A 19,376-nucleotide genomic window follows, 5' to 3' on the forward strand; every position below is an offset into this window, starting at 1 on the left:
ACAGAGCCATAATCTGAGAATACAATAGGTAATGAAGGGTGTTCTATGATAGAATAAGCATAGATTTTTCGAGACACATGGGGGTAGACGTATGAAAAAAGAATTCGCAGTCATCGGTCTCGGCCGTTTCGGTGGCAGTATCTGCCGTGAATTGAGCCGTGAGGGGATGGAGGTACTCGCTCTGGACCTTGATGAGGACAAAGTAAATGAATACAGGGATATTGCCTCACATGCCGTCATCGCTGATTCGACGGATGAAAATGTGCTGAAAGAGCTCGGCTTCCGGAACATCGATCATGTCATCGTTGCGATTGGTGACAATATCCAGGCAAGTATGCTGACGACCTTGATTCTGAAAGAAATGGGCATCAAGATGATTACCGTCAAAGCTCAAAATGATTATCACGAAAAGATTTTAAACAAAATCGGAGCGGACCAGGTTGTCCACCCTGAACGTGACATGGGAAAGCGGATTGCTCACAACATCATTTCGAACAACATCCTGGACTATATCGAACTATCGGATGACCATAGTGTCGTAGAAGTGAAGGCCGGCAGTAAAATGGGCGGTCAGACGCTTGTCGATCTTGATATCCGTGCAGAATATGGGTGTAACGTTGTCGCCATTAAACGCGAAAAAGATGTCATCGTTTCTCCGATGGCTACAGAAGAAATCAGAGAAAGTGATGTATTGATCGTCATTGGAGCGGATAAAGACATTAGCCGGTTTGAGAAAAATCTCGTCCTGGAGGATTAAAAGAATCCACGGTCACTTACATTCATGATCACGATAAAAAGGAAGAAGACTCCTGCGCGCCGGAGTCTTCTTCTTTTTTATTATTTCTATCTGTTATATATGAAGAAAGGTCAACAGACCATTTTGTTATTGAACATATGATCGAATCAAGGGTAGTAAAAAAAGAGTCGTTTCAGATGAAAACCATAGACGATAAGAACGCACATTTCTCTCATTCGGAGGTGAGTGAATCAGGTTCTCTTTTTACCACAACAGCCGCCCCGTCTGACTGGACGTGGACTGTTACTTGACGTTGTGTTGATGACGATGGGCTGGCTGGAAGGCTTGAAATTCTGTTGGTATTGAACTTGTCTTTTCACATTTCTAGCTTTCACTTTTACCTCTCCTTATCCTTGATATTGTATTATAGTCAGAATTCCAGAAAAGGACAGGGCACATGCATTATTCTATGAAAAAAGGGTGTTCGTCATAAGTATGCGAAGAAACGGTATAACATTTAACAGATGGAGGGGTTGATTTGAAGGAAATGATGATCATCTTGACCTCATCGTCCGCATGATTAGCGAGATCATAAGAAGAAGGGATCGGTGCTGTGGTTGGGTGAGAGTGATAGATACCCAGCACCTTGTGATCCATGAGAGAAATATTTTTTAATGCCTCGGAGACTACCTTTTTGCTGACGAAAAACTTTCGGGGGGATTGCCATTCATTCTTTAATGGCCATAGGCGCTGAATGGAATGGTTATCGCTCCCAGTGACAAATCCACAAGCCTCATAGGGAAGTGCCTCAGCTGCAAACCGAACGAGTTGCTCATAAAGAGCTCTTGTTATTTTCATGTTCAGCTGTACCACCTTTGAAACATAGAAAGGAGGGAACGATCTTTTTTATCTCTCATCTCTTTATTATGATCAGCTTGTGGAAGTGAAGCATTCGTAACCTGCTCCGATTGATGGGGAGCTTTCGAATCTGATGGTCTCTTTTTATGCTTTATTTCTTTCTCTGCGTGTTGAACGGATAACTCGCCGGATTCGGGTCTCTTCAACTGAAAACGAGGGCCTTTCTCGGCTGTGTTTTCCTTATTTTTCATATTCTCTTGGGCGGTTTTTTCAACGTTTTTTTTTGAATTCTGGTGAACAGTCGCTTGCTGGTTGAAATCGAATTGAGGATTTACATACGTTTTCGATCTTCCAGCTTTTGCTCTTGCTGTTTTAGGCATCGGATGTTGAGGTAGAGACGGATAACCTTGCATTTGTTGTTCAGGATAATAATGTTGGTACGCGGAGTACGGTTGCTGTTGCCCCATTGGTGGAAGTTGATCATTTCGTTGTGGTGTAATCCTTGTCGATTGTAGCATGTTTTGAAGTTTGCGGTATTCAGAAGTGCGGACCTTATTCTGCGTAGGTGATGATTCAGCAGGTGTTTCTGCTATTGGTTGCTGTGTTTGCTTCATTTCCTGTCTTAATTGTTGAATTTCTTGATTCAAACGGTCGACTTCGTTTTTCTTATCCAATTTCTCCGTACTATGTTGCTGATCCATGAATCTATTCATTTTTTCCATCAGTTCATGGACCTGTATCCGATCCATCTTCTCTTTGATAGCCTCCATATCTCGCTTCAGTCCGTTAACGGTTTCCGTCACGGATTGTAATTGAGCAGCAAGCTGGTGAGCTCTTTGCTCGGCACTGTAATGATATTCTTCCATTTTTTTCATAACTCCTTCAGTCTTTTTCTTTGAATCATGTGATTCTTGTTTTAAAAGAAGGTAGTCATCGGTGACATTTGTTTGTTTCATGGAATGAAGTAAAATTTTGTAAAATGTTAACTTTTCGATTTTGGATTCAAGTTCTGCTGAGGCATTCGAACGTTTTTGATCCATCACTCATCACCCTTTTCAAGCACAGTAATATACTATTTTTGTGTTGCCAATACGTGACATATGTTCCGATTATTTCAAGGGAATCGACCTTCTATTCTTATATTACTCATTGTATGCCTTGGAAATTGAATTATTTAGAGATTTTATCGCAGGAATTCATTCACACATGCGGCTGTCCCTGAATGTACTATAGGTGTTCGCACAAAATGCCAAATCGGACGAAATCTCAGCTATTGTACTAGACCCAACGGTACATCTGTTCATATGCTACGAATGAAAGAAAAATCTTATTCGGAGGTGTTTGCAGATTATGCAAGCAAAAAATCTAACTGGGGGCCAGGAGCTCCTATGTATCAACACGGAAAAAGTTTATGACTGGATTCTGAATGAAGGGACGTTCAATCTTGGCGTGGATGGACTTGAACTGCCACTTGGGCCGGATGGAACTCAATTGTCATGTGACGATATTGTTCTAGATACCGTAACATGTGCAGTAGAACCAATTGATGTTGAGGTTTTGGGAAGAGTAGATCAAGAGCTAGTAGTAGATGGAACTTTGTTGACGCTTCAACTAGTGAATATCCGTAAAATTTTTGGTGTAAGGGTGTTTGTTGACCTTTCTCCAGAATTGGGCGGAGGGACCATTGAAGTTGGCGATCCAACGAGCCCTGTAGAATTCACTCGATGTGAGCAGTTCCTTCTCTGTGCCCCAGAAGGTACAGATATTGAAGTCGATTATAATGACTTGAACTGTTTCGTATGTACAGCATCATGTGTAGAAAATGGTACAGAAGTCGATGAACTTGATGTAGATGTAACTGTCCGTTTATGTCAGAGCATTCAATCCACATATGACGTAACTCTTGAGATTATTGCTGAATTTTGTCAACCGCGTGATATTATTTCTATCCCGCCTTGCCCGACACCAACTTTACCTCCACAATGCCCTGTTCTATTCCCGAATGTAGCCGATGACAACGGTGATGATGCTTAAGAAGTCCGCATATATTGTAAGAGAGGATATTTACTCCTCTCTTTTTGTTTTGGTTTGATTTTGAAATGAAGGAGAGATGAATGTAGGCGGTGGAACTTGAGTTGTAGGAGGTGATGGAAATGAATGAGGAAATGGTTGCATGGAAGAAAAAATATGAACAGTATACCCAGGAAATAAAAAGTAAAATCGAGAAAATGATGCAGTTTAAGACCTCCAATGTTTATAGCTATTTTACATACTCCATGCATTTCTCTCACAATCCAGCAATGGAAAGCATGATTATTGGAAATTATCATTTGGAAAACATGGGAAAGGAACCATTCCATAATCCCTATATCTGTTTAAAAATGAAGGGAAATTCGATTCTTCACTTTTCTGGAAAGTACCTCTACAAGGACCCATCAAGAAAAATCAATAGACCCGGCGCCTGGGAAAGGTTGAATGAAAGTACGGTAAAGGATGAATTTTGGCTGAGACCAGTAGGAACAACGGTCCTGGAGCCAGGGCAATCGATGTCTTTTTCGAATTTTCAATTAAAGTGGTCGCCGCAAAAGGATTATGCAGAGACGTTCAAGGGGTTCACCTATGGCGATGGTTTTGAAACAGGCATCCCTTCCTTAAATCAGATCAGTTTTAGCGGAATGAATATAGCCGGGGAGGAGGACCAAGGTGGCTGATCAAGAACTTCAAATCCTAATGAAAAAGTATATCAAACAATGGATGGAGCGGCAGTTGGCAGGGACGAAAGCAGGGAAAGACACTCAAAGTTTCGTATGTTTAGAAGGGGACACTTTGCAAATGTTACTGATGATCCTGCTCATGCATAAAGATGAATCTGGAAGATCGGCAGCAGATGTTCAAACGGATGATGAAGACTGGAAAGCTTTAATGGAGGACCATGAAAGAGAGATGAAGGAAATCCTTGATTTGCTGGGGAACTAGAACAGATGGGAGGAATGAATATGGAGAAAGATACAATTGTTCTTCAACAAAAAATCATTCATTTTAAGTCTGAACTTGCTAAGTATAAAGAGAAGGTAAAGGACTATCAGGAGAATTACCACTATGCCTTACTCACTAAATTAAAAAAAGAGAACGCCGAGCTTTTAGAAGAAAAAGAGGAATTGATGAAAGGGAAAGGAGCAGCGACAGAAGAAGCCCACCGAAGGGTCCAGGGGTTGGAAACACAGCTGACGAGCAGCCGGAAGCGTCAGGAAGCTCTTCAGGAAGAAGCCGCGGTGTGGAAGGAGAAAGCCGAACGCTATCAAATGAATGTGAGTGATCTGACTCAGCATCTTGCTTCCGCAAAAAAAGAAGGGGCGAATGCTGAATACCGGCTTCAGAAAAAGGAGAAGGAATGCAATGACTTGAAGATCCAGTTTAATTCTTCTGTCCAGGATTACGAGGAAAAGGCCTCAGCGAATGCTGCCCGTATTGCAGATTTATCCAACCAAAATGATGTACTCATAAAGGAAAGACAACAAATGAGAAGTGAGAGGGACGATTGGAAACGGAAATTTGAGGAAGCCGATGCCTTGCGGTCGAAAAAAGAAAAGGAATGCGGGACTTATATAGAGTCGTTGGAACAAGCTGAACAAACATGCCGGGAGTTAAAGAGTCAGCAAGAGGATGGGGAACAAAAAGTCCGCGCCCTGGAGCAGCTTTTAAATGAAAAAGAAAGAGAAGAAAATAAACTTCGTTCTAAAAATGAATCCCAGGCTTCTCGTTTAAAGAACTCGCTTGGGGAAAAAGCTCAGCTGCAAAAAGAAATGAAATGTATGAAGGAAGAGTTGGAAAAACGAACAGCCACAAGCGTTGAAATGGGAGAAAAATTGCCGGTTCTCCAGGAAACCGTCCAAAAATTGCAGGCTGAGAAAAGCAGACTGGTCGAGCAGGAAAAAGCAAACGTGCAGATGCTTACCCGATTGAAAGCTGAAAAAGAACAGGTCCTTGCAAACATTAAGGCTTATGAACAGGAACACGAACGATGGCAGACCCTAAAGACCGATTGGGAAGAACAAAAGAAGAAGTTGGAGAGTGAAAAAGCAGCTTTGGTGAAGCAAAATGCGAAGTACAAGGAAGCATTTTCTGAAGAGTCAGAAGGTTCCTCCCGCGACATGTCAGTCCTTCTCGATGAACAAATGAAGAACATCCTTGGCCAGACGTTTGAATATGAAGAGGAGCTCGATTCAAAGATTGTTTTCATGAAATCCCTTGAACAGAAAATAGAACAATTAGGTAACGAAATCCTCGACTTGGAAGCTAAACAAGAGGATGAATGATACAGAAAGCCTTTCGATATTCCGTCGGAGGGCTTTTTCTGTTTTTCTTCCTTTGATGGGTTGTTTAAGAAAAGCCTTAAAAGGAAATAAGAAAGGTTATAGACGATCATTTAAGCAGCACGAAAGGATGAGGAAGATGTTCAGTAAACGAACAGGAGAGGTTATGACACAACAATTGATTCAATGGGGTGTCGATCACATATACGGAATGCCGGGAGATTCAATCAACGAATTCATTGATGATCTGAGAAAACGGCAGGAAGAGATTGAATTCGTTCAAGTCCGCCATGAGGAAACCGGCGCGCTATCAGCAGCAGCTTACGCGAAATTGACAGGGAAAATCGGTGTAACGACAGCGATTGCCGGGCCGGGAGCCGTGCATTTATTGAACGGATTGTATGATGCGAAAGCAGACAGCGCCCCAGTACTTGCGATTGTAGGACAAGTGCATAGTGAAGAAGTGGGAACGGGGGCTTTCCAGGAAATCAACTTGGAAAGAATGTTCGATGATGTCTCGGTTTTCAACCGGCGGGCAGAGTCTGCAGCGCAGCTTCCTGATCTTCTTGATCAAGCCATCAAAGAGGCGTACGCCCATAAAGGGGTCTCCGTCTTGATCGTACCTGATGATTTATTTGCAACGAAACAGACGGATGACATCCGGCTGACATCAGGAGATTATTACAGGCCGGAAATATTCCCTTCGCAGGATCAATTGAATAAAGCAAGACAGCTGATTGAGAAAGCTGAGAAGCCGATCATTCTTGCCGGACAGGGAACGAGAAATGCCCCGAATGAACTGATCGATTTTGCAGAGGCGATTAAAGCTCCGATCATTTTAAGTCTGCTTGCAAAAGGGGTCATTCCGGATAACCATCCGTATTGCCTTGGACAGCATGGTCAAATCGGAACGAAGCCTGCTTACCATGCGATGAAGGAAACGGATCTATTGATTTTAGTAGGAACCCAGTTTCCATACCGTGATTTCCTACCTGAAGATGTTGTCGCCATTCAAATCGACAATAAACCTGAAAACCTTGGCAAGTATTATCCTATTGAAGTCGGACTGGCTGGGGATAGTAAAGAGACGCTTGCCGCTTTGACGAAGCTCACTGCTCCGGTCGAAAAGCGAGAGTACCTTGAGTATTATCAGGAAAAAATGAATGACTGGAGAATTGCTCTGCAGGAAGAGAAACGATCTGCGGAGAATCCGTTACACGCACCACAAGTGATGTATGAACTTGAAAAACATATGGAGCCAGGAGCCATTATTTCTGGAGATGTGGGGAACGTAACCGTCTGGCTTTCCCGCTTTTTACACCTGGTGAACCAGAAGTTTGTTTTATCCGGGTGGCTTGCAACAATGGGAAGTGGCCTGCCTGGTGCGATTGCAGCGAAAAAAGCATATCCGGATCAACAAGTCATTGGAGTTTCAGGGGACGGTGGATTCTCCATGGTGATGCATGATTTTGTGACCGCCGTCAAAAATGACCTGCCTATCAAGATGATAGTGCTGAACAATAGTAAAATCGGAATGATTAAGTACGAACAAGAACAGATGGGGCATTTGAATTATGCTACGAACTTAGGGGAAGTGGACTTCGCTAAGTTTGCGGAAGCTTGTGGAGGAGAAGGTTATCGTATAGAGTCGTATGAGGAACTCTCTACAAAAATGAAACAGGCCTTTGTTTCTGAAAAACCTGTGTTGATTGATGTCGTCATTGAAGATCAGGCGCCACTCCCTGGGAAAATTGATTATCAGTCTGCTGTGAATTTTTCCAAGTATATCGTGAAAGAATTTTTCGAGTCAGGAAACCTGGACTTACCTGACATGAAAAAAGCATTGAAACGACTGACATAAAAAAGAAATCCCCGCTGGAATTCCAGCGGGGATTATTTATGCTCACACTTCCATAATGATTGGCAAAATCATCGGACGACGTTTTGTCTTTTCAAACAAGAATGGAGCAATGGTATCTGTAATTTCATTTTTGATCTCAGACCATTGAGTTGTTCGACGCTCCATCACTTTTTCAACGTGGGAGCTGACGAGATTTTGAGCTTCTTTGATCAAGTCTTCAGATTCTCTCATATAAACGAAACCGCGGGAGATGATATCTGGACCTGATGCGATTTTGAATTCTTTCATGTTGATGCTTACGACGACGATGACTAGACCTTCTTCGGAAAGAATACGACGATCGCGAAGCACGATGTTTCCGATATCTCCGATTCCACTTCCGTCCACATAGACAGAACCTGAAGGGATTTTGCCGGCAACGCTTGCCTCGTCCTTGCCAAGAGCCAATACGTCGCCATTATCCATGACGAAGCAGTTCTCAGGTTCGACGCCACAATCATGGCTTAGCTTCGTATGCTCTTTCAGCATACGGTATTCCCCGTGAATCGGCATGAAGAATTTCGGCTGGATTAAACGAAGCATCAGCTTCATTTCTTCCTGGCTACCGTGTCCAGATGTGTGGATGTCATTCAATGGGCCGTGGATGACATCGGCACCGGCGCGGTAGAGTTTATTAATGGTACGGCTGACACTGATTGTGTTTCCAGGGATTGGGGAAGAAGAGAACACGACGGTGTCGCCTGGTTGAATTTGGATTTGACGGTGAGTACCGTTGGCAATACGTGACAGGGCAGCCATAGGTTCACCTTGTGATCCCGTACAAAGGATGACGACTTCATTAGCTGGAAGTCGATTGATTTGCTGGGCATCAATGAACGTATCCTTAGGGGCACGGATATATCCAAGTTCCTGACCGATTCGAATGGAAGATTCCATACTGCGGCCGAATACAGCCACTTTACGACCGTTCTTAACAGCAGATTCCACCACTTGTTGAAGCCGGTGAATGTTAGAGGCGAACGTAGCAAAGATCAATCGACCATCATCCATACGCGTGAAGATGTCATCGATGCTTTGTCCTACGACACGTTCTGATTTCGTGAAACCAGGAACTTCCGCATTCGTACTATCAGATAAAAGGGCAAGTACACCTTCTTTACCGATTTCAGCCATTTTAGCAAGATCAGCTGGCTCTCCTACAGGGGTAAAGTCGAATTTGAAGTCCCCTGTATGTACGACATTACCTGGAGGAGTCTTAACGACGACTCCGTAGGAATCAGGGATACTGTGTGTCGTACGGAAGAAGGATACAGATGTTTTACGGAACTTGATTACATCGTCCTCCTGAATCGGGTTCAGTTTCGCATTCCGCAGAAGGCCGTGCTCATCCAACTTGTTACGGATGAGGCCGAGCGCCAATTTACCCGCATAAATCGGAATGTTGATTTCACGCAGCAGGTATGGGATGCCTCCGATGTGGTCTTCGTGGCCGTGCGTAATGAACAGGCCTTTGATTTTGTCTTGATTTTGGACGAGGTACGTATAATCCGGAATAACATAGTCGATACCGAGCAGCTCGTCTTCCGGGAATTTGATACCAGCGTCAATGAGGATGATTTCGTCTTGGAATTGTACTCCGTACGTGTTTTTACCGATTTCACCGAGTCCGCCCAGGGCGAATACGGCTGTCTGGTCATTTTTCACGAATTTCATCGGTTAAAAATTCTCCACGTTGAAATCTTCGGATTGCTTTTCATATTCCAGATGATCCTCATCAAGCACCTGGATATATTCAATGTTGAATCCTTCATTTTTTAATTTTTCACGAACTTGTCGTTCTGTCTCCGCTTCCACGTACATGCTGTCTGTACGTTCACGGACAGGAACTTCACTCGCAAGTTCCTGATAAAGTACTTTAAATATCATTACTCTATCGCTCCTAACTAGATATAATTTCCACATTCTTGTCCTGTCATCATCATAGCACGTTTGTTTCATGTATGGGAATGATAATGGTGGTGCGGGTGCTCGGTACACCCATTAAACAATGGTTTACGCGTATGTTTTTCGTTTCATGAAATCTTTCCAACGTTTTCTAAGCTTCCTTCGTAGACGCTTCATCATGTGCATCTATCCCCTTTCGTACTGATGAAGAAAACATAAAAACGTTAAACCGCCCAATCCCTGTTATCTCTAGTATAATACGGTTTGTGGAAGAATGAAACATTTACATATTAGATTTTGTATATATCGTGTGTTTTTCTTCTCAAACCTATCCACTCATGCTACAGTATAGCCAAAGAATAGGGTAAGATATGATACATAATGAAAATTGGACGATCATGCCGAGGAGGATCAGTACTATGACTAAGAAAATAGCCTTTTTTGATATTGATGGAACACTGTTGGATCACGATAAGAATCTCCCCGAACCAACGAAAGCCGTCATAAAGAAACTTCAGGAGGAAGGTGTCTATTGTGCAATTGCTACGGGACGCGCACCTTTTATGTATAAGAAATTGAGAGAAGAGCTTGGAATCGATTCCTTTGTCAGTTTCAACGGTCAGTATGTTGTTTTTGAAGGAGAGGAGATTTACACGAATCCTTTATCTGAACCGGATTTAGAACGACTACACAAACACGCAGAACAGAATAATCATCCTATGGTTTTCATGAATCATGAAGAAATGAAAGCTTCAGTTCCTGATCATGATCACATCGAGGAAAGCCTCGGCACTCTCTATATCGATCACCCGAGAGCAGATGCCTCCTTTTTCAAGGGAAGGAAAATTTATCAGTCGCTGCTTTTCTGTGAAGGAGATGAAATCGAAGAATATCGGGAAGGTTACGATTCTTTCGATTACATCCGCTGGCACCCGGTTTCATGCGATGTTCTTCCTAAAGGAGGTTCAAAAGCAGAGGGGATCAAGAAATTAATCGAAGCTGCCGGTTTAAAAATGGAAGATACGTATGCGTTTGGTGATGGGTTGAACGATATTGAGATGATTAGGGAAGTAGGCACAGGAGTGGCTATGGGCAATGCTGTTCCTGAAACAAAGGCAGTCAGTGATTTCGTAACCAAAGATGTAGGTGAAGACGGCCTCTCCCATGCGGTTTATGAACTTGGCTTGTTGAAGTAATAGGAAGGATAGTACAATGGTGATTTCAAGTGGTTGCGATGAATGTGTCGGAACTGCTTGAAATGACCTGCTTTCCGTGGGAGCGGGGGGAGCCAGCTCAAACTTACGCCCTCTGAGGTCACGTCACTCGCTGACGTTTTGATCCTTTATCTCTTACGATTTGGCTCTGTTAAAGTTTAGTGTTGATATCACTGCAAATAAGAAACTTCCATTTTAAGGAAGTTTCTTATTTTATAGTTGGCTCATTCAACGAAAACTTCCTTTTCTTGAAGACTCAGCTTCGAGATGTTTGTGTGGGAGTTAGGGGCTGCGGGGGATGACTCGCTTTCCGGGGAGCGCGGTGAGTCTCCTCAGGCTTACGCCTTGCGGGGTCTCACCCAGCACTCTTTTCCTCGTAGATATCCGGTTTCTGCGCCTAGCGGCTAGTGAGACTTCTCTCGCTTCTGTACGATAAGTCAACATCGAATCCCTTCGTTCTTCGTGTTTCCTTTATCTCCTCCAGCTCAGTCCAGTCCATACGCCGCTGAACGAGGCGCCTGCACACTTTAGATAGGAGTCTCGCCATCCCCCTCCGCCCCTTAAGTCTCAAACCCCTTCATGAATCATCAGCTATTCTAGTTGGTGAGATAATAAGGATCATACGCCCAATCCGAGGGGCTTGAACCCGGAAAACTTGATACATAGCGTTTTATGCTTACAACAACCGGGGGAATGGAAGACCATCCAACGTTGGTAAAGGGGTTCGTTTCTCGCATGATCGAATGGGGTGGTTGGGAAGCTGGGAGACTCCCGTGGGAGAAAGGAGATCGGCGAGATCCCGCAGGGCGTAGCCCGAGGAAGCTCGGCACTCCCCCACCGGAAAGCGAGTAGCTTCCCAGCCACCCCTGGCACTCAACACGATAACGAACCCCGAACCATCTCGAAACGGAGCCTTCAACAATCCTGCCATTCAGATTAAGACTCCGTTTCGAAATCATAATCCAACAAGATTCAATGGTTGGATCCTGAAAGTAGATCATTTAAAGGTTTCGACACTTGGAAATAAATTCCCTTTTACCATCCTATCATTCATGGTCCCTTCCATCCGTTGATGCAAATATCAACTCTGAACTTTAACAGAGCCTACGATTTAAAAACTTCGTCTAATTAAAAAAGCTCCACCGTTTGATGACGGTGGAGCTTTTTTGGGTTTTATCGGTCGGCAGGGGTGGCGTTTTCAGGTTCTTTGAAAGGATTCTCCTGGTCGATATGATCATAAAACATGACCCCGTTAAGGTGATCAATTTCATGTTGGAAGACAATAGCCGCATAGTCACGCAGGCGCAGTTTCACCTCATTGCCTTCGAGATCGGTCCCTTTTACTGTTATACGACGATAACGCGGAACATAGCCCGGCACTTCGCGATCTACAGACAGGCAGCCTTCGCCTGTCGTAAGATAAGTCTTTTCTACAGAATGGCTGACGATCCGGGGATTGAACAACCCATAACTGTACAACTTATCCTTCATATCCGTGAAATGTACAGCCAGCATCCGCTTGTTAACGTTGATCTGCGGTGCAGCCAAACCTACGCCCGGACGAAGTCCATAACGATTGCACACCAGTTCATCCTGGCTGTTCTTCAAATACTGCACCATCGCTTCTAAGGTCTCTTTGTCTTCCTTAGAAGGGGGAAGAGAGACTTCCTCTGTCACTTCACGTAAGGCGGGGTGGCCTTCGCGAACAATATCTTCCATTGTAATCATAAAAAACAACATCCTTTCAGACTATACATTTTCAAAATAAGCTCTATTCATTATAGGTTTGTTTTTATAAAAATACGGTAAAAGAGCTCTATCATCCGGGATCTTACCGGCTGTGTTTATGGTAACATATGTGAAAAAGAACCTTTCAATTTGATACCATTTATTATACTATTGTAGATACGTTTAGATTACAATAAGGTTTCAAGGAATTCGAGGGGGAAAAGGTGTGCGAGTACATAAGCTAATAGTGCTCCTGGCCGTCGCAGTATTTTTGTCTGCCTGCACAGGTCAGTCAGCAGAAGAACAGATTTATGATCATCTTGAAAAAGCGGTCACATTAGAAGATGCTTTCCGTGAACAACAGCAGCCGATGGTGGATCTTGAGACAGAGGAACAAAAACTATATGAAGAAATCATCAACTTGAACATGGATCAATTCGATGAAATCAAAGAAAAATCCCAGCAGGCGGCTTCTATTGTAGAAGATCGCAGAGAAAAGCTCGAACTTGAAAAAGAGAGCATTGATGCAGCGAAAGAAGAGTTCGATAAGGTTGAGCCATTAGTAGAAGATCTTGATGAAGAAAATGCGGATGCTGCCGAAAAAGCTGGCCAATTGATCGAGACTATGAACGCTCGTTACGATACGTATCAGAATTTGTACAAAGCTTACGATGAAGCTTTGACGCTCGATGCGGAATTGTATGAAATGATGCAGAACGAGGATTTGACGGAAGAACAACTTCAAGAACAAATTGATCAGATTAATGAAAAATATAATGAAGTGATCGAACATAATGATACGTTCAATAAACATACGGAAGAATACAACGCGTTAAAGAAAGAACTTTACGAGGCGTTGGAACTTGATGTGACTTACGAGGAACAATCAGAATCCTCCACATCAGAAGAATAAAGGAAAAGCCGCGGGCGATGATTACGCCGCGGCTTTTTTATATGAAAACGATGAGGCATGTGTGGACAATGGAAGGTTGTGAAGTCTGTCCAGGTGCAATCCATTCATTTGATTGTTAAGCCGAAAAAACGTAAAATTAATACAGGCTTAATTTTGTAATGATACAGTGTTGGGCTTGCGAATGACAAAATAAGTCATTTTTCGACTGCTGCCAGAAGCCTCTATGACTATGTGTAGATATTATGTAGCGAAGTGATTGACGAATGATGACGATTTGAGCTAAACTACATAATGGATTGACATTGTACCATTGAATCTTGTTTTGAGAATGTAACAGTTTCTATACAAGCCCTTGAATGATTAATCCAGAAGTGTTCAGGGTAAAACGTAAAGAGCAAATCGGTACAGTTTTTTTTCATAATTGGGAAAGCTACTCACAGCATCCATTTTAAAATACGAAAGGAAAGGGTGAATGACTTTGAAACGAACTCTTGAGAACATTGAAAATCAGTTCGAAACGTTTCAAATCCTTAACGAAGAAGGCGAAATCGTAAACGAAGATTTTATGCCTGACCTATCTGATGAAGATCTTAAAGAAATTATGCGCCGTATGGTTTATACGCGTATTCTTGACCAGCGTTCCATCGCGCTTAACCGCCAGGGACGTCTTGGTTTCTACGCTCCAACTGCAGGACAGGAAGCATCTCAGCTTGGAAGCCAATTTGCATTGGAGAAAGCTGACTTTATTCTTCCGGGATACCGTGATGTACCACAGTTGATCTGGCACGGTCTTCCACTTTACCAAGCATTCCTGTTCTCCCGTGGACACCATAAAGGAAACCAAATGCCTGAAGGTGTTAACGCAGTGAGCCCACAAATCATCATCGGTGCGCAGATCACGCAAACAGCCGGTGTTGGTCTTGGATATAAAAAACGCGGTGAAAATGCTGTAGCCATCACATACACTGGTGACGGCGGAGCATCCCAAGGTGACTTCTACGAAGGAATTAACTTTGCTGGTGCATTCGGCGCACAAGCGATTTTCGTTGTACAAAACAACCGTTTTGCGATTTCTGTACCTGTAGAAAAGCAGTCTGCAGCGCAAACCATCGCTCAAAAAGCAGTAGCTGCCGGAATTGAAGGCATCCAGGTTGATGGTATGGACGTTCTAGCTGTTTACGCGGCAACAAAAGATGCACGTGAGCGCGCCGTAAGCGGTGAAGGTCCGACATTGATCGAGACACTTACTTATCGTTATGGCCCACACACAATGGCCGGAGACGATCCGACTCGTTACCGTACGGAAGATGAAGACAACGAGTGGGAGAAAAAAGATCCGATCGTTCGTTTCCGTAAGTTCCTTGAAGCGAAAGGGCTTTGGTCTGAAGAGGAAGAAAACGAATTGATCGAAAAAACAAAAGAAGAAATTAAAGCAGCAGTGAAAGAAGCTGACAATACTCCAAAACAAAGTGTTACTGATCTGATCGGTATCATGCATGAGGAACTTCCTTCTAACTTGAAAGAGCAGATGGAAGAATACAAGGAAAAGGAGTCGAAGTAAATCATGGCACAAATGACAATGATCCAAGCCATCACAGACGCGATGCGCACAGAACTTAAAAATGATGAAAACGTGCTGGTATTTGGTGAAGACGTTGGTCAGAACGGCGGAGTTTTCCGTGCGACTGAAGGTCTTCAAAAAGAATTCGGCGAAGATCGTGTTTTCGATACACCACTAGCTGAATCCGGAATCGGCGGAATGTCCATCGGACTTGCCCTTACAGGATTCCGCCCAGTACCAGAAATCCAGTTCTTCGGTTTCGTATACGAAGTTATGGACGCCATCAGTGGCCAAATGGCTCGTTACCGTTACCGTTCAGGTGGTACCCGTCCGATGCCGATTACTGTTCGTTCTCCATTCGGTGGCGGTGTCCACACACCAGAACTTCACGCGGACAGCCTTGAAGGTCTAATGGCTCAACAGCCTGGTCTTCGTGTCGTCATTCCATCTAACCCATATGATGCGAAAGGTCTATTGATCTCTTCCATCCGTAATAATGATCCTGTTATTTTCCTTGAACACATGAAGCTTTACCGTTCATTCCGTGACGAAGTGCCTGAAGAGGAATATACTGTGGATCTTGATAAAGCAGCTGTTAAGCGTGAAGGTACAGATGTAACCCTAATCGCTTATGGTGCAATGGTACATTCTTCTCTTAAAGCTGCAGAAGAGCTTGAAAAAGACGGAATCAGTGCTGAAGTCATCGACCTTCGTACTGTATCTCCAGTCGATTATGAAACCATTCTTGAATCCGTTAAGAAAACAAACCGTGCGGTCGTAGTCCAGGAAGCTCAAAAGCAGGCTGGGATTGCAGCGAACGTTGTTTCTGAAATTCAAGAAAAAGCCATCCTTCACCTTGAAGCACCAGTATTGCGTGTAAATGCACCTGACACGGTCTATGCATTCACTCAAGCAGAAGAAGTATGGTTGCCAAATCACAACACGATCGTTGAAAAAGTCAACGACGTTATGAACTTTTAATCATCTCTAATACTAGGAGGGAATAACCGTGGCATTCGAATTTAAATTGCCTGATATCGGTGAAGGTATCCACGAAGGTGAAATTGCGAAGTGGTTCGTCAAGCCTGGCGACGAAGTTAAAGAAGACGATGTACTTTGTGAAGTGCAAAACGATAAAGCTGTAGTAGAAATCCCTTCCCAAGTGGATGGAACGGTCAAAGACATCCACGTAGATGAAGGTGAAACGACGACAGTAGGTACCGTCATTATCACCATTGATGATGGATCTGAAGATGCTCCTGCTTCTGAAGAGCCGAAAGAAGAGCCGAAAGAAGAAAAAGAGGAAGCACCTAAAGAAGAAAGTAAAGAAGAAAAAGCTGAACAACCTGCTGCATCTGCAAACGATGGTGACGTTGACGAAGACCGCCGTGTTGTAGCGATGCCTTCTGTGCGTAAATTCGCTCGTGATAACGATGTCGACATCCGTAAAGTTCAAGGATCCGGTAAAAACGGCCGTGTTCTTAAAGAAGATATTGAAAGCTTCATGAACGGCGGACAAGCGGAAGCAGCGACAGAAGCTCCGGCTGAAGAGAAGCAGGAGGAAGCAGCTTCTACACAACAGGCAGCTCCAGCTGCAGGTGAAGCTTACCCAGAAACTCGTGAGAAGATGAGCGGAATCCGTAAAGCGATCTCCAAAGCTATGGTGAACTCCAAACACACAGCTCCTCACGTAACGTTGATGGACGAAGTGGATGTATCTGAACTAGTGGCTCACCGTAAGAAGTTCAAAGCTGTTGCAGCTGAGCAGGACATCAAGTTGACTTACCTTCCATATGTTGTGAAGTCTCTTGTATCTACTCTGAAGAAATATCCTGTTCTTAATACGTCAATTGACGACAATACGGATGAAATTATTCAGAAACACTATTATAATATTGGTATCGCTGCTGATACTGAGAAAGGCCTAATGGTTCCAGTCGTTAAAGACGCAGACCGCAAGTCTGTCTTCTCAATCTCAAGCGAAATCAACGAACTAGCTGTGAAAGCTCGTGACGGTAAACTATCATCTGAAGAAATGAAAGGTGCTTCCACTACAATTACGAATATCGGATCTGCTGGTGGCCAGTGGTTCACACCGGTCATCAACCACCCAGAAGTGGCGATCCTTGGTATCGGACGTATTGCAGATAAGCCAATCGTACGCGATGGTGAAGTTGTAGTAGCTCCAGTTCTAGCGATTTCCCTAAGCTTCGACCACCGTATTATCGACGGTGCAACAGCTCAGCATGCAATGAACAACATCAAGCGTTTACTGAACGATCCACAACTAATCATGATGGAGGCGTAAAGTATGGTAGTAGGAGATTTCCCAATTGAACTAGATACGTTAGTTGTCGGTGCGGGTCCTGGCGGTTATGTTGCCGCCATCCGTGCTGCACAATCCGGTCAAAATGTAACCATTGTCGACAAAGGCAACCTTGGTGGCGTTTGTTTGAACGTCGGCTGTGTTCCTTCCAAAGCATTAATCCAGGCAGGTCACCGTTACGAACACGCTCAAGGCGCTGAAGACATGGGAATCAAGTCAGAAAACACAACCGTCGACTTTTCTAAAGTACAAGAGTGGAAAGGCGGCGTCGTCAACAAACTGACTGGCGGTGTTGAAGGTCTTCTTAAAGGAAACAAAGTAGACATCGTCAAAGGCGAAGTTTACTTCGTAGATAAAAACACAGTCCGTGTCATGGATGAGAAAAACTCTCAAACATACACGTTCAACAACTGTATCATAGCTACAGGTTCCCGTCCGATTGAGATTCCATCCTTCAAATTCTCTGATCGTGTTCTTGACTCCACAGGAGCCCTGAACCTAGAGGAGATTCCTGAAAAAATGGTTGTCATCGGTGGCGGTTACATTGGAACTGAACTTGGTACAGCCTATGCTAACTTCGGAACAGAAGTAACGATTCTTGAAGGAACAAAAGACATTCTTGGCGGCTTTGAGAAGCAAATGTCTTCCATCGTTAAGAAGCGTCTGAAGAAAAAAGGCGTTGAGATCGTAACAGAAGCAATGGCACAAGGTGTTGAAGAGACAGAAAATGGCGTTACCGTTAAGTATGAATCAAAAGGTGAAGAGAAATCCATCGATGCTGATTACGTACTAGTAACGGTTGGTCGTCGTCCGAACACTGACGAACTTGGCCTTGAAGATCTAGGAATCAAGATGACAGATAAAGGAATCATCGAAATTGATAAACAGTGCCGTACAAGCATTGATAACATTTATGCAATCGGTGATATCGTCGAAGGACCTCCACTTGCTCACAAAGCTTCTTATGAAGGTAAAATCGCTGCTGAAGCGATTTCTGGTGAGAAATCTGAGATCGACTATCTAGGAATTCCAGCTGTAGTCTTCTCTGATCCAGAATTAGCCTCTGTCGGTTACACAGAGCAGGAAGCAAAAGATGCTGGTTATGATGTGAAAGCTTCTAAATTCCCGTTTGCAGCAAACGGCCGTGCGCTTTCCCTTAACGAAAACGAAGGCTTCCTGAAACTTGTGACACGTAAAGAAGACGGACTGGTGATTGGTGCCCAGATCGCTGGTGCAAATGCTAGTGACATGATCGCTGAGCTAGGCTTGGCTATCGAGTCCGGCATGACAGCGGAGGACTTGGCGCTTACCATCCACGCTCACCCTACACTTGGTGAGATTACAATGGAAGCAGCTGAAGTTGCTATTGATCAACCTATCCACATTGTTAAGTAAACGAATGAAAAAGCCTGACAGTCTCTTAGAGAGTCTGTCAGGCTTTTTTTATCTTCTATCTATATCATGGGTTCTTTTGTATAAGGGGAGCTTTCAAAAGGCATAAAAACCTCCCGTGATAGGAAAGGGAAATCCTATTATTTTGCCATGGCGATGTTATTTTCAAGGGTTAGCAATATTTTCTCTTGTGGGTTATCTCCTGATATGGTGGTAACTGTTCTTCCTTTTTCCTTTACAACTAGGACGGGGAGTTCTTCCTCAGGAAGATTGAGTTCGCTTATGTCTTTTTCAGTTTGCTCGAATTGCAATTCCGCACCGTCATGGTGGTTTAATTTCCAATCAAGTAATGCACTGAGGTAATCCTGTGCCGATGATTCCTGATCGGCTTCAGAGTATAAGTATAAATCATAATCTGCAGGTGAAGCTGTGAGAACTTGGATGGTTTCACCTTTTTGAATACACCCTGCAAGGAGGATGATGGCGAAGAAAGGTAGGATGTTACGAGTTAACATGATCAGGCCCACTCC

18 protein-coding genes are annotated in these 19,376 nt (G+C 43.7%); 12 read left to right on the forward strand and 6 right to left on the reverse strand.

Features of this window, described 5'->3' with window-relative positions:
- Window positions 1-91: 91 nt before the first annotated feature.
- Entirely contained in the window at window positions 92-757 is a 666-nt protein-coding gene (locus ACXADE_RS08360) for a potassium channel family protein (RefSeq protein ID WP_474980021.1), read from the forward strand.
- Window positions 758-1,198: 441 nt separating this feature from the next.
- On the opposite strand, the gene ACXADE_RS08365 is transcribed toward ACXADE_RS08360, so the two are convergent.
- On the reverse strand, window positions 1,199-1,594 hold the full coding sequence (locus tag ACXADE_RS08365) for a M67 family metallopeptidase (protein ID WP_474980022.1): 396 nt from the start codon (window positions 1,592-1,594) through the stop codon (window positions 1,199-1,201).
- Between the two features lie 2 nt (window positions 1,595-1,596).
- Window positions 1,597-2,634: a hypothetical protein gene (locus ACXADE_RS08370; protein ID WP_474980023.1), complete on the reverse strand. Its 1,038-nt coding sequence runs from the start codon at window positions 2,632-2,634 to the stop codon at window positions 1,597-1,599.
- Between the two features lie 310 nt (window positions 2,635-2,944).
- Here ACXADE_RS08370 and ACXADE_RS08375 point away from each other — a divergent pair, with 310 nt between their 5' ends.
- The 5 genes from ACXADE_RS08375 to ACXADE_RS08395 all read left to right on the forward strand — a co-directional run bounded on the left by ACXADE_RS08375 (window position 2,945) and on the right by ACXADE_RS08395 (window position 7,768).
- Window positions 2,945-3,628, forward strand: a complete 684-nt coding sequence (locus ACXADE_RS08375; protein WP_474980024.1) for a BMQ_0737 family morphogenetic spore coat protein — start codon at window positions 2,945-2,947, stop codon at window positions 3,626-3,628.
- Window positions 3,629-3,747: 119 nt separating this feature from the next.
- On the forward strand, window positions 3,748-4,305 hold the full coding sequence (locus ACXADE_RS08380; protein WP_474980025.1) for a hypothetical protein: 558 nt from the start codon (window positions 3,748-3,750) through the stop codon (window positions 4,303-4,305).
- Window positions 4,298-4,570, forward strand: coding sequence for a hypothetical protein (locus ACXADE_RS08385; protein ID WP_474980026.1), 273 nt, complete (start codon window positions 4,298-4,300; stop codon window positions 4,568-4,570). The genes ACXADE_RS08380 and ACXADE_RS08385 overlap by 8 nt, the downstream gene beginning before the upstream one ends.
- A 20-nt stretch (window positions 4,571-4,590) precedes the next feature.
- Complete coding sequence (locus tag ACXADE_RS08390) at window positions 4,591-5,910, forward strand: hypothetical protein (protein ID WP_474980027.1); 1,320 nt, start codon at window positions 4,591-4,593, stop codon at window positions 5,908-5,910.
- A 136-nt stretch (window positions 5,911-6,046) separates the two neighbouring features.
- Complete coding sequence (locus ACXADE_RS08395) at window positions 6,047-7,768, forward strand: pyruvate oxidase (protein ID WP_474980028.1); 1,722 nt, start codon at window positions 6,047-6,049, stop codon at window positions 7,766-7,768.
- A gap of 42 nt (window positions 7,769-7,810) precedes the next feature.
- Here the strand turns inward: ACXADE_RS08395 and rnjA are convergent, their stop codons facing one another.
- Window positions 7,811-9,481: a ribonuclease J1 gene (gene rnjA / locus ACXADE_RS08400; protein ID WP_474980029.1), complete on the reverse strand. Its 1,671-nt coding sequence runs from the start codon at window positions 9,479-9,481 to the stop codon at window positions 7,811-7,813.
- A 3-nt stretch (window positions 9,482-9,484) separates the two neighbouring features.
- A complete protein-coding gene (locus tag ACXADE_RS08405) occupies window positions 9,485-9,694 on the reverse strand; it encodes a DNA-dependent RNA polymerase subunit epsilon (RefSeq protein WP_474980030.1) in 210 nt (69 codons plus the stop codon).
- Window positions 9,695-10,131: 437 nt separating this feature from the next.
- On the opposite strand from ACXADE_RS08405, the gene ACXADE_RS08410 reads away from it, so the two are divergent.
- Entirely contained in the window at window positions 10,132-10,908 is a 777-nt protein-coding gene (locus ACXADE_RS08410) for a Cof-type HAD-IIB family hydrolase (protein ID WP_474980031.1), read from the forward strand.
- 1,191 nt (window positions 10,909-12,099) lie between these two features.
- Here the strand turns inward: ACXADE_RS08410 and def are convergent.
- Entirely contained in the window at window positions 12,100-12,654 is a 555-nt protein-coding gene (gene def / locus ACXADE_RS08415) for a peptide deformylase (protein WP_474980032.1), read from the reverse strand.
- A 226-nt stretch (window positions 12,655-12,880) separates the two neighbouring features.
- On the opposite strand from def, the gene ACXADE_RS08420 reads away from it, so the two are divergent.
- The 5 genes from ACXADE_RS08420 (at window position 12,881) to lpdA (ending at window position 18,849) form a co-directional block, all read left to right on the forward strand.
- On the forward strand, window positions 12,881-13,567 hold the full coding sequence (locus ACXADE_RS08420; RefSeq protein ID WP_474980033.1) for a YkyA family protein: 687 nt from the start codon (window positions 12,881-12,883) through the stop codon (window positions 13,565-13,567).
- 478 nt (window positions 13,568-14,045) lie between these two features.
- Window positions 14,046-15,128 (forward strand): pyruvate dehydrogenase (acetyl-transferring) E1 component subunit alpha, encoded by a 1,083-nt coding sequence (pdhA, locus tag ACXADE_RS08425; protein WP_474982216.1) that lies wholly within the window; start codon window positions 14,046-14,048, stop codon window positions 15,126-15,128.
- Between the two features lie 3 nt (window positions 15,129-15,131).
- Entirely contained in the window at window positions 15,132-16,109 is a 978-nt protein-coding gene (locus ACXADE_RS08430) for an alpha-ketoacid dehydrogenase subunit beta (protein ID WP_474980034.1), read from the forward strand.
- A gap of 28 nt (window positions 16,110-16,137) precedes the next feature.
- Window positions 16,138-17,436, forward strand: a complete 1,299-nt coding sequence (locus ACXADE_RS08435; protein ID WP_474980035.1) for a dihydrolipoamide acetyltransferase family protein — start codon at window positions 16,138-16,140, stop codon at window positions 17,434-17,436.
- Between the two features lie 3 nt (window positions 17,437-17,439).
- Complete coding sequence (gene lpdA, locus ACXADE_RS08440) at window positions 17,440-18,849, forward strand: dihydrolipoyl dehydrogenase (RefSeq protein ID WP_474980036.1); 1,410 nt, start codon at window positions 17,440-17,442, stop codon at window positions 18,847-18,849.
- Between the two features lie 137 nt (window positions 18,850-18,986).
- Here the strand turns inward: lpdA and ACXADE_RS08445 are convergent, their stop codons facing one another.
- Entirely contained in the window at window positions 18,987-19,361 is a 375-nt protein-coding gene (locus tag ACXADE_RS08445) for a hypothetical protein (protein ID WP_474980037.1), read from the reverse strand.
- Window positions 19,362-19,376 lie beyond the last annotated feature (15 nt).

The sequence above is a fragment of the Halobacillus sp. ABR2_026 genome (assembly GCF_056158545.1).